Raw genomic sequence first — 15,007 nt, 5'->3', positions numbered from 1 at the left:
TCTCCGTCAGAAGCCTTCTTTAACGTGCTGCTCAAACTTTTCATACTGGCTCAAATCGATCCCACCCAGGTGCTCCAGGGGAACCGTAAAGACCAGCCCCTGGGAGTCAGTATCGTTAGGCATAATGATTCCCTGGATTGCTTTGAGCACCTCCAGTGAGAGACTTTTTTCCAGCACCATCATCAGTACGGATTGGCTTCCATCAAAGCTGAGGCCAAAAAAAGTCTTCTTTGTTGTGTTTGCGATGCCCCGTCCGGACAACAGCGTTATGCCGCCCGCACCTTGTTCCCGGGCCGCGTCGATGCAGTCCTGCTCCAGATCCTCCGGCACAAAAGCCACCAATACTGAAAATTTCATTGCTCAACCTCCCTTCTGTTAGCGAGCCAACGCATCACGATGGCGTACAGCATGACAGTGACAATCGGAAATATGGATGCGAAAGCGATCAGCCCAAAGCCATCCATGAGGACATTGCGCCCTTCAATGTGAGTCGCCAGCCCCACGCCCAGAGCGGTTACCAGGGGAACGGTTACCTCTGAAGTGGTAACGCCGCCGAGGTCATAGGCAAGCGCGACAATGGTACGTGGCGCGAGGGCTGTCAATGCGATCACCAGCACATAGCCGCCCATGATGTAGTAGTGGATCGAGTCACCCACGATGATGCGGTGCACCCCAATGCTGATACCGATGGCGACACCAAACGCAACCAGTACCCTTATGGCGTTACCATTAAGCGTGCCGGCAGCGGCTTCCTCGGCCTGTTCGCCAATTGCTATCAACGCCGGCTCGGCCATGGTCGTGGCAAAGCCGATGGCGAAGGCAAACAGATAGATAAAGCCGAAGCGCTCCATAGCGATGAGCTGTTCGGCCATACCGGTACCAATCGGGAAAAGCCCAAGCTTCAGACCCACCACGAACGCGTAGAGCCCGACTATAACCAGCACAAAGCCCAGGATGACCCGCTGAGGATTGGCCAGCCCGCGCTTTAGTACCAGATACTGAAAAAACAGGATGGTCACAATCAGTGGAAGCACATCGCGGACCATGCCAGCCAGTTCAAGCAGTATCTTAAGCGGACCGCCCAGGGCCGTATCTGTACCAGAGGACGGCAGACTGACGGCTGCATCTCCGGCTGCGCCGCTATAGACAAGAATGCCATAGGCCTGGACGCTCAGCATGGGGGTCATGACCGCGAGGGCGACCAGGCCAAAACCGTCGGTCAGCGGATTACGGCCACGGATTGATGTCGCGAGGCCGATACCCATGGCGGCAATCAGGGGCACCGTCACAATATTGGTCGTCACGCCGCCCGAGTCGTAGGCCAGTCCCACAATTTCCGGCGGTGCGAACCAGGTCAGGGTGACCACCAGGATATAGCCAATGATCATGAACCAGTGCAACGGCCAGCCCATGATGGTCCGAAAGACCCCCACCGCGACCACCAGCCCCACCGACACCGCGATAAGAAGACGCAGCGTGAGGCCATTTATACGGCCCTGGCTGATTTCCTCTGCCTGATGGGCAACGGCGATGAGCGCGGGCTCGGCCACCACTGCTGAAAAGCCAAGAGCGAAACCGAACGACAATAGAATGGGTAACGACCCACGACGGGCAAACTGGTTGGACAGGCTTTTGCCCACGGGAAAGACACTGAGCTCCAGCCCGCGAAGAAACAGGGCGACGCCGGTGGCGACAATAAGTAGGCCGATTGAAATGCTGAGGCTGTTGTCGGGTACCTGCCGTAGCACGACAAGCTGGAAAAACACGACAACCAGAACGATAGGAAACAGGTTCTTGAGCGCGTGAAGGAACGCGTGTCCAAAAGCCTGTAGGTCGTGCACGAGATGCCCCTTGGAACCGGTCTATAAAAGGATGGGTGCCGCGCGCCCATATGCTCAACAGTGGCGTAGTTATCAGGCCACGCCGAAAACGTGCTTGAGGTAGTTCACATAACCTTCGTCCCGGGTCATCGTCTTGCCCGGGTCGTCCGACACCTTTGCCACTGGCTGACCATTGCAGGAGACCATCTTTATAACGATGTTCATGGGTTTGATGCCAGGAATATCGCAGGTCAGGCTGGTCCCGATACCGAAACTGGTCCTGATGCGTCCCTCAAGCAGGGTTTTGATCTCCATCGCCCGGTCAAGCGTCAGATTGTTGCTGAAAATCAGGGTCTTGCCCCGAGGGTCGATCCCCAGCTTCTGGTAGTGAGCAATGCACTTCTCTGCGAAGACCAAGGGGTCGCCGCTATCATGCCGCAGGCCGTCGAACAGTTTGGCAAAGTAAAGATCGAAATCCCGCAGGAAGGCGTCGAGCGTCACGGTATCGGTGATCGCAATACCCAGGTAACCCCGGTATTCCTGCACCCACGCCTCAAGCGCGGCACGCTGGCTGTCCACCAGGCGGCTGCCCAGCTGCTGGTGCGCCATAATCCATTCGTGGGCCATCGTACCCATGGGGGCGATGTTGTGCCGGCGCGCAATATCAACGTTGCTGGTGCCGACGAATTTACCGGGAAACTCGTCTTCCAGCACGGTAACGATGGCCTCCTGAACCGGCTGAGACAGCCGACGCCGCGTACCAAAATCGGCCAGCCTGAGTCCGGACAGCTGCTCCCGGGAATAATCGCGCCGCAGGTTTGCGAGCTTGAGCCGCAGCTGGGCCGTGGCCTCATCGATCGTAACGTGGGGGTAAAGCGCGCGGTTACGCACCTCGCTGATGATCGCCAGGATGACGATTTCAAACAAAATGCTGTGCGTCCAGGGCCCATCAATAACTATGCACAGCTCATTGCCTTCCATCGCGACCGAAACATACTCGGGTCGAAACCGGAACAGTTCCAGAAAGCGAATGAAATCAGGTGACATGTAAGGCACCTGGCTCAGGTACGCTGACTCTTCGGTACTAAGCTGGACATCGCTCAGCTGCTCTATCTGGGCTCGTATATCGGTAAGGTAGGGCTCAAGGTCTTCCGCGTTGCGACAACGGAACTCCCAGGACACACTCGCGTTGGGGTACACATGATGCACCCCCTGCATCATCGTGAGCTTGTACCAGTCGGTGTCCAGCAGAGACGTAATAATAGGTCCGTCTGTACGGTAGGTCGCTGTCATCATCGCCTTTCAGTCGCTACGGTCAGCCCTGAGTGTCGCATAGTTGGCGCCATTGACTGAAGCGCCTGGCTGCAATGCTCATGCCCGAGCTGATTCGCGGGGCTGAGGATGACCGCACCGTAACTGGGCAATTGGCCATTATGCGAGAGAATCGGATGAGTGGCGTCATGTTGAGCGTAAGGGTACAGAACGCGCTCAGAGCGTCGACTGCGACACAAGGCAAAAGGAGAGCGCCATGAACAAGCCAATGACACTGGGCATACCCCTCTTGACCCTGCTGCTTGCCGGGGCCGCGCCTGCGGTGGCTGAGAACCCGTATCCGTCCACACAGAACGATCCGACAGGGCAGGGTAATTATCAGACTGATCCCGGCGTCGGCAGTGACAGAATCCCCGGTAAGGGTCAGGCGCCCATGGGAATGGGAACGCCCTTTGACGAGTTGGACACCAACGCCGACGGCAAGCTCGATGGCCACGAGCTGAACGCCTACGGTAGTTCAAACGCCGGCCCTGACAACAGCTACGAGCTTGAGCTCGGCGACCGCAACCTGGAGCGTCTCGACACGAATCAGGACATGGGCGTCAGCCGCGAAGAATTCGAAGAAGCCCGTCGCAAGCAGAAACAGAATAGCGACCGGTAAAGCTACCTTCGCGCGCGGAGGCTGCCCCGTGGGCCTCCGCCCCCGTCTGATCCCCACCCCAGTCTGACCTCCAGCGCCATGAAACCCCGCCCGCCACAAACACTTAGCTGCAAATTGCCGTTATAGAAACCATCGGACCCGGCTAATGCGGTATGTGCGTTCGCGCACAGTTTGCGAGCATGACTCAGGTAGGATAACGATATATCTACGAGCGAATTCCCAGCGTCTTTGCGGCAGGCGGCAATCGTAGAGGGCATAGGGCATAGGGCATGTAGCTGGACGAAGGAATCGGCAATACGATCCCAGCTACCTGGAAGCCAGTCTTCCCATGCCAGCGCTTCAAAAGCAGTTTGATGAAACAATAATAACGACTTCAGGGAAACGGGAATGACATACCTCAAGCGAAAGGCGCCACTGCTCGTGGCGGGGTTGCTGGCACCCTTGGCCGGGCATGCCGAATTCCAGGCGATGGATGATTCCGGACTCCGTGCTGCAACGGGTCAGGCGGGTATCACCATGGACCTCTCCGCCAACGTCGAGATTGCTGAAGTAGCCTACAAAGACCAGGGCTTCATCTTCATCAACGACCTGAAGCTGGGTGGGGCAGGCATTGCCCAGGCAGCGTTGGGTGAAGACGTTACCGCGGGCACCGCGCTCGATAACCTCCGCCTCACACTCGATGTCGCCGGCTCCAATCAGGATGATCTGGGTGCTAAATGGGGCCTGGATAAACTCGACGGCACCGCGCTCACCCTGACCGAAGAAAGCGGCGACCACGGCGTTACCCCCGTTGTGATTGAAGACGGCGACCTGGTAATTAGCCTCGACGCACAGGATCACGCGGAAGGCGTGGATTTCGGCCTGGTTATAGACGCCATCCAGCTTGGCCAGAGCGGCCTTGCACCCGGCGAAGGCACAAACGCGGGCACCAGCATCGTCTCCGGCCTGAAGTTCAAAGGCCTGTTGGGTCCGACTGATATTGTCATCGATGAAGAAAACGACACGATGAATATCAACGCCTTCTTCAGCCTGGAAGGCGAAGTGACCACCGACTTTTACATCCCGATCCTGCTCACCCACAAGAGCATGACCTTCGACCTGAAAATGCATAACCGCCGCGGCGACGACGTACTGGTATACACCGCCCCTGACGGCACCGTGCATTCCTACGCCCACATTCAGGCGGATGTCGGCGCAGCAGAGAACGACGGCGGCCTGCGTGTGAACCTCACCGATTTCTCAACGGATATGGACTGGATGAACGTCGGCTGGGGTAACAACATGCCGACCATCGGCAACATCTACTGGACCGACCTCCAGGTCCAGGCCGACCTGACGATCTACGGTCACTGAATCTGAGTCGCGTAGTCGGCTGCTAAAGCCGATCGGATAAGCAAGCAGCACAAGCAAAGCCCTTCGGGGCTTTGTTGTTATGCGGGCCGGGCAGGGGGTTGAGGTACTTACGGAATGGGCCAGGAACTGACAGAGCTTGGATTCGTTCGAGTCAGTTCACCAATGAATAAGGTTGAAACATCCCATCCCCCCCGATAGAATCCCGACGCTCTTCCCACCTCGCAGTTACCTCCCCGCCCGGGTGGTGAAATTGGTAGACACTGGGGACTTAAAATCCCCTGACCGTTAGGTCGTGCCGGTTCAAGTCCGGCCCCGGGCACCATACTTAGCATCAAGATAGATTGTTGGGGTCTCCTCTTTTTTGTGAACGTATTTGCAGTGACGTCGCGGTCGAATAGAGAAGTGTTAAGGCCTATTGAGGTAGCGATCCAGGATCCTATTTATGGGGTGCAAGGGGTCGGAGGTTCAAATCCTCCCGTCCCGACCAATTATTTCAACGACTTAGCCCGGATCCGCAAGGACCGGGCTTTTTCGTTTCTGAGGGTTAGGGTTTCTGGTTGCCAATTGGTTGCCAATTGAGATTGGCTGGGCTTGTGGCGTGCTTTCGAACACAGAGGTATCCCAGATGCAGGATCACATCCTTTTTCGCACTTTATCAAGTGAGCTAGTTGCTGACACCTATCACAGACCTTCTTCCGACAGAGCCCTGGCGGGTCTGCCAGCCCATTGCGGTTAGCTCTCGGAGCTCATCCGGCAAATTCCCTTGGAGCTCGACATCAGCCTCTGAGGCGGCTTTAAAAGGACGAGGTTTTCGTCTCTGGGTGAGCCGGGTCTCCATGGGCGGCGTGCTTGTCTATTTTGGCATTCGCTTTGCGCTACCACCGGAACAACAGGTTGGGGTTGACGTCAGTTTTCAAGACTATCTGGCGATAGCTAACACCGGGTTGGCGAGCCAAAGCGTCGGCTCCGCGTTTGAATTCTGAGCTATGTTTCCTGCATCTGGACACAGACATCTCCTTTGCACAGCGTGCCTCTTTTTCAGAAATGTCCGCAGTAACAGGGTAGAGTCGCCTCCGTATTAGTGTGCTGTAAATGTTCTTGATTTCCTCTTTCGCGTACGTCGAAGCCGAACGGTTAAAATGGTCACCATCATGGTATTCATGGATGTACAAAAAGCTCCCGTTGCGGAGTCTTCGTACAGACAGCTTGTGTTCTAGGGGGCTATGCCGACCTCTTGAGGAACCTTTTCCATGCGGCTCATCGCTGCGATGACTCCGAACGCAAGTGTGATCACGGCAATCACAACGCCGAGATTGATTACACTGAACCATGGCCATGGCGACTCGTCGAAGAACAGCCATGCAACGAGGATCAAGCAAGCTATCAATGTTGTTCTAGCCCACTTCATAAGGGTGGCGAACTTATCCATTGGGTAGCGCCCCTTCGATGCCTTTATGCCCTTGTTGATGCTCAGAATGCTCATACCGCTTACGATTGCGGAGGCCATTGGCAGCTCCGTGCCTGCGAGAAAAGCCAAAAGTGACTCATTAGTGGTTGCCAACACTGAGTAGAAGACGAAGGGTAGGAAAACGAAAAAGATTTCACGCCCAACCTCCCGGTAGGCTTCTATTGTGGCGTCGGACCGGCCCGCCCGGGGACCGGCCATCATTCCCGTGAAGGCTGCTGCCATACAGAGAAGCAAGACGGCGACGTAAGGCGTGGGCTTGGTAAAAATGTCGTACATGTTCAAAAGGACTCCTCGTAGAATACAGTGGGCGAGGCCATCGTGGGGCTCCGCTGGTAGGCTAGAGCTGCGGTAGGCTTAAACCCAGAAAACTTTTCCGTCTCGTATCCAGAAGTGAGAGTTGCACCCTGCTTTGAGCCAGATTGACGGATGCAAAGTGGGTTTCTCCCCCTTGCTCATGCTGATAGACCAATTGGGCTTTGCCTCTTTGATCAATAACAACTCGAGGCGTTTACCGCAGCCGCAAGGGCAACGGAAGGCCACGGCCCAGTTCTCGCTACCTTCTCTGGCCAGGACCAGGTTACGCCAAGGGAGCTTCTGTGGCGGCGTATCCGCGTCAATGATGGTAATGCGGCGTGCAGGCAGCACATTTTCTAGCATTTTCAAGAACCACCGAGGCCACCTCATGCTTTCACCTTGCTGGGGCTAAATCGTGGCATGCCCAACAGGGGTTCAATTAATCCGCGCGCAAGGTGAGGATTCGGCACCCGATTAAAATCCGTTTCGCTGATAAGTTCCTCCTCGCCTGCGGCGAGCGAGAAAACAGTACGGGCTCGCCTCTGGTTGGGTTCTTGGCGAAACGGATAGGCGCGGGCGATAAACTCCATTACGCAATCGCTCGCTGCGCGCATGTTAAGAGAGATTACTGAAGGGGCTTCATCGGCAATGCCTTCGATGTAACCTTCGGCCACCTGTTCAGTCACCTCATCGGGGGCTGCTTGCCGCAGGTACTCCCGGCGCAGGGTCTCTGGGGTATAGACGCCACGATCAGCAAGGGTGCTCCCGCCAGGTTTAACGTAGTCCACTCGCCCGCAGACATCACCGATTGCAACCCCGTCGTTGGTCTGGCGCGTAGGAATGGTGACCGCGACATCAAACAATGGCTGCAAAAACGCAGCCGCAATGCGGTCACACAGCTGGCGACCTTCGTAACTGTCGACACAGCAAAAAAGCACATCGGCCAAGCCCGCCAATTCGATAGCTTCGCGACTAGCGATACTGGCTTTGAGTGGGAGCACCTCAATGTCGTCACGATAAAGCCGGACGGCAGAAGCAAATCGCGCCACTTTGGCGGTACCATTACGGGCATCCTCTAGAGTAGCGTTGACGATGCGGTTGAGATTCTTGAATTCGATTTCGTCGAAATCGATCAAGATTAGTCGTCCAATGCCGAGGCGAGCCAGCTGCTCAACCACAATGGATCCGGTTCCAGACACCCCGACCACACAGGCGGTGAGATGTTTCAGGTCGCTCGCCATTTGGGCTGAAAAGGCCATCGGTCTTTGCATCACGCCCCCTTGCCCCGATGCCTCCCAGGTGAGCAGCTCATCGCCAGCGCAGTGCACAGCGCTAAAGGATGTGCTCGCCAATTGGCGATCATAGAGTCGTGCGCAAATGGCGCCGTTTGGCGTCATAATGGCCGAGCCGTGAAGGATCGAGGGCAACTCGCTAGCTTCGAACAATGCAGGCATAACTTCGTGATCACTATCATCGTCAATGGCTGAGAAACCCAACATGCCGCCGGGGTGGGAGTGTATTAACACAATGGACAGGTTGTTGGCCTCGGCCAGATCAATGGCCGCCTCGATAGCCGTACCTGGCCAACTAATGTGATCGGGCGAGCGCACGCGGCAACTGGCGTGATCAACCGGCAGAATTCGATTAACCACATAGCGATGTGTCGCACTTTGTGCACAGAGAATAATGGCGGCGGCCTCCAGACCGTCGCCGGGGAAAAGGTGCTCGCGCAGTTGCGCGTGATGGGCTTCGCTGAGGGCCAGTTTGTAGGGCAGGTTATAGTTTGAAGCGCTCATTGCCCCACCTCCCGCAGCAGCGATTCTTCGACAACAGCTAAGTGGGTGATCACGCTATCCGTTAGGGGGTTCCAGCGTGTGATGCCGTTGAGGTGGCGGCTCCAGCGCTGAAAGACACTGCCAAGGATGTTCTCCCGGCTTTCGGTCTGCCCAATACCACTTCCATTGGCAAGAGTAAGAGCGGGATGAACAAAGAACATGTCGAGCTTCGCGTCCGGGTACGCGGTTGGAATCTCGATGGCGAGATCGACCTGCGCATGGTTGTAGCCGCTCGGCAAGGCGTAGTCACGAATGATCAGCCAGCGTCGTGCGCCCGCAAGACGAGTCTCCCAGTTGAGGCCCAGGTGCTTTAGGTAGGCCACGTCTTGCTCCAGCAGGGAAAAATCTAGGGCGGAGACTGCAGCTGCCTCGCCATTGTTAATCTCTGCTGGTGTGAGACGAATTTTTTCAATTCCAGGTTTGCGCAGGTCAACGACATCATCCATATTGATGCTCTGCTTGGGCTCCCCTTTGACCTTGAGCACCAAAATCCAGCCTTTGTCAGGATTAAAGCCGGCTGCCTTGAGAGCATCCCTGGCAAGGATTGTCGGTTGCCCGGAGTCCACCATTACGCCCTGAACATTCAATTGCCAGTTTTTGGGTTGGGTATAGAGCTTCTCAAGACCGGGCTCGTCCAAATCCACACTTTGTCCATCCGCAAGAATCTGATCAGGTTCGTTACGGCGCTCTAACCAGATGGCATGATCTTCGGCAATTCCCCCGACTTGGCGAAGTACATCCTCACGGATGGAAGCCTGCCCCCAAGGAAACCGCCGCCCGTTCAAGGCGACGTAAAAAAGGCGGTCGCTGTCGAAGGCAATGAATTGCTCAACACCTCGTTGGTATACGTCCACCGGCTCATCGAGATTGACCTCTTCGAGCACACCTTTGTCGTCGATCAACAGCAGCAGGTGACGTTCAGCGGGGATTTTGCCGGCAGCGGTCAAGACTTGGCGGCCGGTAGGCACCGGGTCGTCAATCTCGACCAAGTCGCCCTGAAAGCTGGGATCAAGCACCTGGATCAGGTAATGATCAGCTGGGCGGAGTAGACGACCCTCTTTGCGAGACAGGGCAATATTTTCGCGTTCAATGCGCTCTTGGTTAGGTGGAATAATGCTGTTCATATCGAATAACCTCTTGATGGCGGACCGCGACATGCGGTTTCTTAGCCTCTCAAGAAGTTAATCGACGTGAATTTTTCGACCGGAAGGTGAAACTCAATTTTTTATGCGAATGTTTCCCGGCGGAACTTTGCCGCAGATGAAAAAGCTAGGGCAACGGGGGCAGGTACGGTTTTCTGGCATAGCGGGGAAGTGCCCACGGGCAATAGAACCCAAGGCCGATTGAGCTTTATCTAGACGTGTGGTTCTTTTGCGATCGCTCACTGTGACCGCCTCCAGGGTTTCACCTGCTAAATGGACGGCCTCAACTCGGGTGCCGTGCCCGAAGTGACGTTCAGCTGCCTCGACCAACAGCGTGTATTCAATGCGGTCAAATTCGTCGCTGCCCTTTTTGCCAGTTTTTATGCATCGAATGCTGTGGTTGCCATCGATGTCGCAGCTGACTTCATCGGGTAGCACAATGATCTTGCCCTCAGGAAAAGACACTTGCAGTGCCTCCGGCTTAACCAGTTTTCGCCCTTGGCGAGTTTCCATTAGGTATTGCACGAGGCGCTGACCGATACGGCGATAGTCATCCGTATAGCCATGATCAACGGGGCCCCGAATCTGCCATGACTGCATGAATTGGGCCTCCAGTTCGTCAGCACGTGGAGTGGATTCGCTATGGTGCTGTCCCAGCCATCCTAGCACTTCATACACCGCGCTGTGCATTTGCATAAATGCGCTCTCGGTACGTGTGCCCGCCAAAGCCAGGGCATGAGTATAAAGAAAACGCCTTGGGCACCGATCGTATAAGCTGATTTGCTTTTCGCTGAGCAGCAGTTCCTCGTTACTGACGCTTAAGATCTCGGGTTCTATGGGGGTGGGGCTAAGCCGAGACGGGATGTTCTGCTGTTGAATTACAGGAGCAATACGACCGATATACGTGGAGCGACTGCGGTTTTTGCCGTTATTTTGTAACGAGGAGGCGTACATTAACAGGCTATCTTGCGCCCGCGACGTGGCAACAAAAAATTTGCACTCCTCCTCTTCATCGTGGCCCGCTTTGATAGCCTCGAGCCCAGTCAACCCTTCCGTACCTTCGATCAGCCCATCAGGCGGCACACAGCGCGGCGGCCTGTTGCTGCCTGGCAACCCGGTGGCGATCATACCTGGTAGGTGAACCACACTGAATTCCAACCCTTTGCTGGCGTGTATGGTCATTAAGCGAACGCCGTTGATGCTGAGCGCTGCCTGTGGCAGTTGCCGCATTTCACGGTCTTCGGAGAGCAGCACAATACGCCGGATTCTTGATAGCAGACGGTCCACAGGCAGCCCGCTGCCTTTGACAGGGGTGCGGGCAAAGTTCAGTAGTTGCCACAGCGCGATCCCCCTCATTTGACCTTGCAGGTCCTCAGCCTGAGCCGCCTGCTTTGCCCAGCCCAGTCGATCAATAACCAGGCTTGCCAGCACTGACCAAGGGTTGGTATGCGGGGGGAAATTGTTCATCATGGCAGACAGGCGTTTTAGCGTTTTGCAGGCTTGTTCATCCAGCCCTGGCACCTCATCCACTAATGCCCCCCAGCTGAATGGGGCGAGATCAGCTTCACGTAGGTGCTGCTGCAGCGCAGTGAGGTGTTCAAGATGCACTGTGTAGCCGGGCAGTGTTGCCGCCCGAATCAGTCCCGTGGCACGACGGTCGGTGACCAGCGATAGCAGTGATAACAGGTCTTTGATTTCGTCGCGTTCAAACAGGCTGCCTAAGTACAATACCGGTAGCCCAAGAGTTTCAAAGCTAGCGGCGATTTCGCTCAGGCGGTTATTGGAGGTACAGAGTATGGCCTGATCTTTGTATTCGATGCCCTGGCGCTTCTTCTCTTCAACCGCCGCAGCGATCACAGCGATTTCGTCATCCGCAGTTGTGGCTACTCTGAATTCGGGACGTTTGCCTAACCGGCCACGCTTGGCATCGAGTTGCAGGGGCAAAGCCTTCTCTGAGGCTTTCATGTCTATTGAAAAGCGGCGATAGAGATCAACTATTTCATTTGAGGAACGGTAGTTGATTTTCAGCTCAGCAATTTCTGCGCCGGGAAAGTCAGCGGTGAAACGCCTCATGTTGATCGAAGATGCTCCCCGAAAGCGGTAGATGGATTGGCGCGAATCCCCCACGACCCAGAGCCGTTTACCCCCTCCCGCAATGGCCTTTATTAAGCGCACGGAAGCGCGGTTCACATCTTGGTATTCATCCACCAGGATGTGTTGATGCCGTGATGAGAGCAGTTGTTGTACGTCTGAATCCGACTCCACCAATCCCGCGGGCAGTGAAACTAGGTCACCAAAGTCCACGCTATCGGTGTATTGCAGTAAACGTTCATAAACCTGATAAAGCTGTGCTACATCGAGACATTTCTCGGCCTGCTCACGCTGTTTCTCGTCCTCAGCGGACTCAAGCATGGCTTCTGCCAATGCTCGGTATTCAGTGGCATTAACCACCTCATCTTTAGCTCGTGAGATTGCCGACAGCATATCGCCGAGGTCTAGGGTCGGGTCGTACAGGTTGCGAAAGTGCTTGAGAGGAAGGCGGGCTAGCTCGTCTTCGAGCATCTCGATGGCTTCGAAGCGTGAAACCACTCGAGGGTGTTCGGACATGCCCAGGCGATCGTGGAAGCGATGCACAATATCCAGGCCAAAGGAGTGGAAGGTGCCCAGCCATAGGGTGGCCACGGCCTCAGGAAATTTTGCGGCGATACGCTCGCGTAGCTCTCCGGCGGCTTTGTTGGAAAAGGTCAGTACCAGGATCGTCCCGGGGTCCACTCCCTCTTCCAACAATGACTCAATGCGATAAACCAGAGTGCGCGTCTTACCGGTGCCAGGGCCCGCTTGGAGTTGGAAAGCGCTGCCTCTGTGCAAAGCGGCGGCGCGTTGCGATTCGTCTAGGCCAATCTGCGCACCAGCCGCCGGCGCTGCATGTGACGGTTCGATGGGCGGCAGCAGAAGCGCGTCGATTAACTGCTGTTGCACGACACTCAGGGGAGCTTTCAATCTCTCGGCGATGGAGCCGGAAGTCATCTGTTCGTCGATATGCCAGCGCTTCACCAAACTACGCGGCAGCAGCAACTCGCGGGCAAAGAGGTCCATGATAATTTCGCGCCGTTCGCGATTGCCATAGTCCACCACTCGTTCTGCCCCCACTGCGGGAGCTTCGGCAGACCGATCAGGCTCAACCCCTTGGGTGAGGTTATCCTTGGAAAGGCCTTCGAGCTCCAGGTGACCGATTTCGTGGGCGATGAGGAATGCTTTGTCAAAATCGCTGCCTACATCCTCATAGAGGATCATTTCAGCTTGGCTGTCGAAGAGTGCTCGTCCTCTATTGAGCTTTGGGTCTCCCTGGGGCATTGCAAATACGTCTATGCGGCGGTGCTCTGCCTCATCCTTAACGAAGCGTAACAAGTTGCTAGTGTCGCTGCCTCGCGCTGACGCTGCCAGGTGCAGTTTCTCAGCTGTTTGTCGAGCCGCTTCTATAGCGTCCACTGTGCTATAAATCCTTCATTTCTCTAAGGACAGATTGTTGCTCGTCGCTCAAATGTGAGTGAGTCAGAGCTTCTTCAAAGGTGATTTTGTCACCCGAGCCGGGTTTGCCTGAAGCCTTATAACGCACTCCTTCAGAAATGGTGGTCGGGGCAACTAAGACACGCTGGAGTCCCTCAATTGGTATGTTCAAAAGTTCGGCAAGCGATGCCAGAAATTGCCGGGGGATAGTGGCCACTTGGATAGCGTTGTCACGGAGCAAAGAGAGGAAGAGGCGGTTGACGTTCAGCTCTCTAGCTAGCTCCTTGAACTGTTGCTTATCGAGACTAGACAGCGGGTTAACCATCGCGCTGGGAGCGGTCGAGGCTGGGTCTTCGGGTCTTAGCATGGATTGAAACGTTGACCAAGCCCGCTGGGCATTGTCGCTCGGCACCGCTTCGGCCGGCGCTTCATCAAACGACTGAGCTGAAAACAGTTCAATAGACAGATCGATTAGCGATTCACTATATTGGGGGTGCCGTTTCAAGTATCTCGCCAGTGTGTCGGCGTCTGGGTTGGCTTCTGTTGAGAACGCGTGTAACACGTCACTTTTAGATTCATGAGATGTGGTGTTCATATGTCCTCCGCTTGCAGCACGACTCGCAGATTTTGATTGGCACGCTGTAATCGGTTGCGTACGGTCCTGTCCGTGCATCCCAACGCTTTCGCGATGGTCATAACTTCGGGGTCTTGCGACTCGATCTGCATCCCTTGTAACAACAACCCGACTGCACGCCTCTCATTGTCGGGTAGATCATTAATCGCGTCCGTAAGACGTAACCGGAAAGCAGCATCGTCCAGTTTGGACGGATTCGGGTTAATGAAATCGCAAGCGGCAATGTCGACCTCAGGCCTGATATCGTGCCCATCGCCGCTTTCGTGCGTCAGAGGTTCGGAGTTGATCAAAGGGTCGGTCTCTCGTGCTGGACCCAGTTTTCTTAGAGCGTCCTTGCGCAGGTTGGCCAGAGCATGGTTAAAGTTGGTTTCCCAGTAGTACATGTTGTCTTCGTGGGAATTTCGGTCTTTCGCAATCATCTCTACCACGCGCTCGGCGATTTCTTCGCGAATGGCAACGGCGTGATCAAGCCATGCATCGGAGACGGTCTTACGCAATGCCGCTTCAAGCCGGCTGTAGAAGGCAATGAAGATCGGCGGCAGGTGCTTTGCAGCTAGCCTGATCTCGCTGTGACGAAGGTAGTAGATATAGACCTCAAACGGCACTGCCTCTTGGGTGCTCGTTAGACTGTGAACTAGCTGATCAGGCGCAAGCTGATCAAGTTCATCAAGCACTTGTTCAATCTCAGCGCGCCGGCGGTAGGGCTCACCTTCTTTTGTGGTTTTCTTGAGCGGGATGACCATACTTGATTCACTTCTTTTTTTAGCTGCAAGCCAGCGACTACCAAGCATGGTAGTAGGTTTTTGGCTGTCTAAAGATTTCCCTTAGATCCAAAGCTTTGAGCTTTAGATTGCCCGAGTCCAAATTTATGCGGTCTCCGGTAAGACTATCTGTTGCAGTCTACCAGCATTCTTCGGATATGCACTGATGTCGGGCATGTCTATAACTCTTACTCAAGATGCCACACCTGCGGGCAAGGGGGGCAAGATCCTGAACATAATCGTCCAGAGTAGTGAAGCGA

At 55.3% G+C, this 15,007-nt stretch carries 13 protein-coding genes and 1 tRNA gene; 4 read left to right on the top strand and 10 right to left on the bottom strand.

Annotated features, from left to right (window positions below; all coding sequences use genetic code 11):
• Window positions 1-6 precede the first annotated feature (6 nt).
• The 3 genes from soil367_RS09370 to pncB form a co-directional block, all read right to left on the bottom strand.
• Window positions 7-357, bottom strand: coding sequence for a transcriptional regulator (locus tag soil367_RS09370; RefSeq protein WP_136548856.1), 351 nt, complete (start codon window positions 355-357; stop codon window positions 7-9).
• Entirely contained in the window at window positions 354-1,841 is a 1,488-nt protein-coding gene (locus tag soil367_RS19155) for a DUF1538 domain-containing protein (RefSeq protein WP_136548855.1), read from the bottom strand. Before soil367_RS19155 ends, soil367_RS09370 begins: the two co-directional genes overlap by 4 nt.
• Before the next feature lie 72 nt (window positions 1,842-1,913).
• Window positions 1,914-3,116 (bottom strand): nicotinate phosphoribosyltransferase, encoded by a 1,203-nt coding sequence (gene pncB / locus soil367_RS09360; RefSeq protein WP_246065246.1) that lies wholly within the window; start codon window positions 3,114-3,116, stop codon window positions 1,914-1,916.
• Window positions 3,117-3,348: 232 nt separating this feature from the next.
• On the opposite strand from pncB, the gene soil367_RS09355 reads away from it, so the two are divergent.
• The 4 genes from soil367_RS09355 to soil367_RS18820 all read left to right on the top strand — a co-directional run bounded on the left by soil367_RS09355 (window position 3,349) and on the right by soil367_RS18820 (window position 6,089).
• A complete protein-coding gene (locus tag soil367_RS09355) occupies window positions 3,349-3,753 on the top strand; it encodes an EF-hand domain-containing protein (protein ID WP_136548854.1) in 405 nt (134 codons plus the stop codon).
• 387 nt (window positions 3,754-4,140) lie between these two features.
• Entirely contained in the window at window positions 4,141-5,106 is a 966-nt protein-coding gene (locus tag soil367_RS09350) for a DUF6160 family protein (RefSeq protein WP_136548853.1), read from the top strand.
• Between the two features lie 235 nt (window positions 5,107-5,341).
• A tRNA-Leu gene (locus tag soil367_RS09345) sits at window positions 5,342-5,428 on the top strand.
• 499 nt (window positions 5,429-5,927) lie between these two features.
• A complete protein-coding gene (locus tag soil367_RS18820) occupies window positions 5,928-6,089 on the top strand; it encodes a hypothetical protein (RefSeq protein ID WP_172962312.1) in 162 nt (53 codons plus the stop codon).
• 230 nt (window positions 6,090-6,319) lie between these two features.
• Here soil367_RS18820 and soil367_RS09340 read toward each other — a convergent pair whose 3' ends face one another.
• The 7 genes from soil367_RS09340 to soil367_RS09310 form a co-directional block, all read right to left on the bottom strand.
• A complete protein-coding gene (locus soil367_RS09340) occupies window positions 6,320-6,856 on the bottom strand; it encodes a hypothetical protein (RefSeq protein WP_136548852.1) in 537 nt (178 codons plus the stop codon).
• Between the two features lie 72 nt (window positions 6,857-6,928).
• A complete protein-coding gene (locus soil367_RS19195; RefSeq protein WP_425459954.1) occupies window positions 6,929-7,231 on the bottom strand; it encodes a ubiquitination-like system serine protease family protein in 303 nt (100 codons plus the stop codon).
• A 23-nt stretch (window positions 7,232-7,254) separates the two neighbouring features.
• A complete protein-coding gene (locus soil367_RS09330; protein WP_136548850.1) occupies window positions 7,255-8,664 on the bottom strand; it encodes a ThiF family adenylyltransferase in 1,410 nt (469 codons plus the stop codon).
• On the bottom strand, window positions 8,661-9,827 hold the full coding sequence (locus tag soil367_RS09325) for a multiubiquitin domain-containing protein (RefSeq protein ID WP_172962311.1): 1,167 nt from the start codon (window positions 9,825-9,827) through the stop codon (window positions 8,661-8,663). The genes soil367_RS09330 and soil367_RS09325 overlap by 4 nt, the downstream gene beginning before the upstream one ends.
• A 93-nt stretch (window positions 9,828-9,920) precedes the next feature.
• On the bottom strand, window positions 9,921-13,334 hold the full coding sequence (locus tag soil367_RS09320) for an ATP-dependent helicase (RefSeq protein WP_136548848.1): 3,414 nt from the start codon (window positions 13,332-13,334) through the stop codon (window positions 9,921-9,923).
• Between the two features lie 4 nt (window positions 13,335-13,338).
• Entirely contained in the window at window positions 13,339-13,947 is a 609-nt protein-coding gene (locus tag soil367_RS09315; protein ID WP_136548847.1) for a hypothetical protein, read from the bottom strand.
• Entirely contained in the window at window positions 13,944-14,729 is a 786-nt protein-coding gene (locus soil367_RS09310; RefSeq protein ID WP_136548846.1) for an RNA polymerase sigma factor, read from the bottom strand. The genes soil367_RS09315 and soil367_RS09310 overlap by 4 nt, the downstream gene beginning before the upstream one ends.
• Window positions 14,730-15,007 lie beyond the last annotated feature (278 nt).

The sequence above is a fragment of the Hydrocarboniclastica marina genome (genome assembly GCF_004851605.1).
Taxonomy (GTDB): domain Bacteria; phylum Pseudomonadota; class Gammaproteobacteria; order Pseudomonadales; family Oleiphilaceae; genus Hydrocarboniclastica; species Hydrocarboniclastica marina.
The sequence above is the reverse complement of the archived record's forward strand: the minus strand, read 5'-3'. Positions and strand labels throughout refer to the sequence as shown.

What these genes read in the sequence shown, in the direction of transcription:
- soil367_RS09370 (WP_136548856.1), bottom strand. Translation starts at nt 357, where the DNA reads ATGAAATTTTCAGTATTGGTGGCTTTTGTGCCGGAGGATCTGGAGCAG.
- pncB (WP_246065246.1), bottom strand. Translation starts at nt 3,116, where the DNA reads ATGATGACAGCGACCTACCGTACAGACGGACCTATTATTACGTCTCTG.
- soil367_RS09310 (WP_136548846.1), bottom strand. Translation starts at nt 14,729, where the DNA reads ATGGTCATCCCGCTCAAGAAAACCACAAAAGAAGGTGAGCCCTACCGC.
- soil367_RS09325 (WP_172962311.1), bottom strand. Translation starts at nt 9,827, where the DNA reads ATGAACAGCATTATTCCACCTAACCAAGAGCGCATTGAACGCGAAAAT.
- soil367_RS19195 (WP_425459954.1), bottom strand. Translation starts at nt 7,231, where the DNA reads ATGCTAGAAAATGTGCTGCCTGCACGCCGCATTACCATCATTGACGCG.
- soil367_RS09330 (WP_136548850.1), bottom strand. Translation starts at nt 8,664, where the DNA reads ATGAGCGCTTCAAACTATAACCTGCCCTACAAACTGGCCCTCAGCGAA.
- soil367_RS09350 (WP_136548853.1), top strand. Translation starts at nt 4,141, where the DNA reads ATGACATACCTCAAGCGAAAGGCGCCACTGCTCGTGGCGGGGTTGCTG.
- soil367_RS09315 (WP_136548847.1), bottom strand. Translation starts at nt 13,947, where the DNA reads ATGAACACCACATCTCATGAATCTAAAAGTGACGTGTTACACGCGTTC.
- soil367_RS09355 (WP_136548854.1), top strand. Translation starts at nt 3,349, where the DNA reads ATGAACAAGCCAATGACACTGGGCATACCCCTCTTGACCCTGCTGCTT.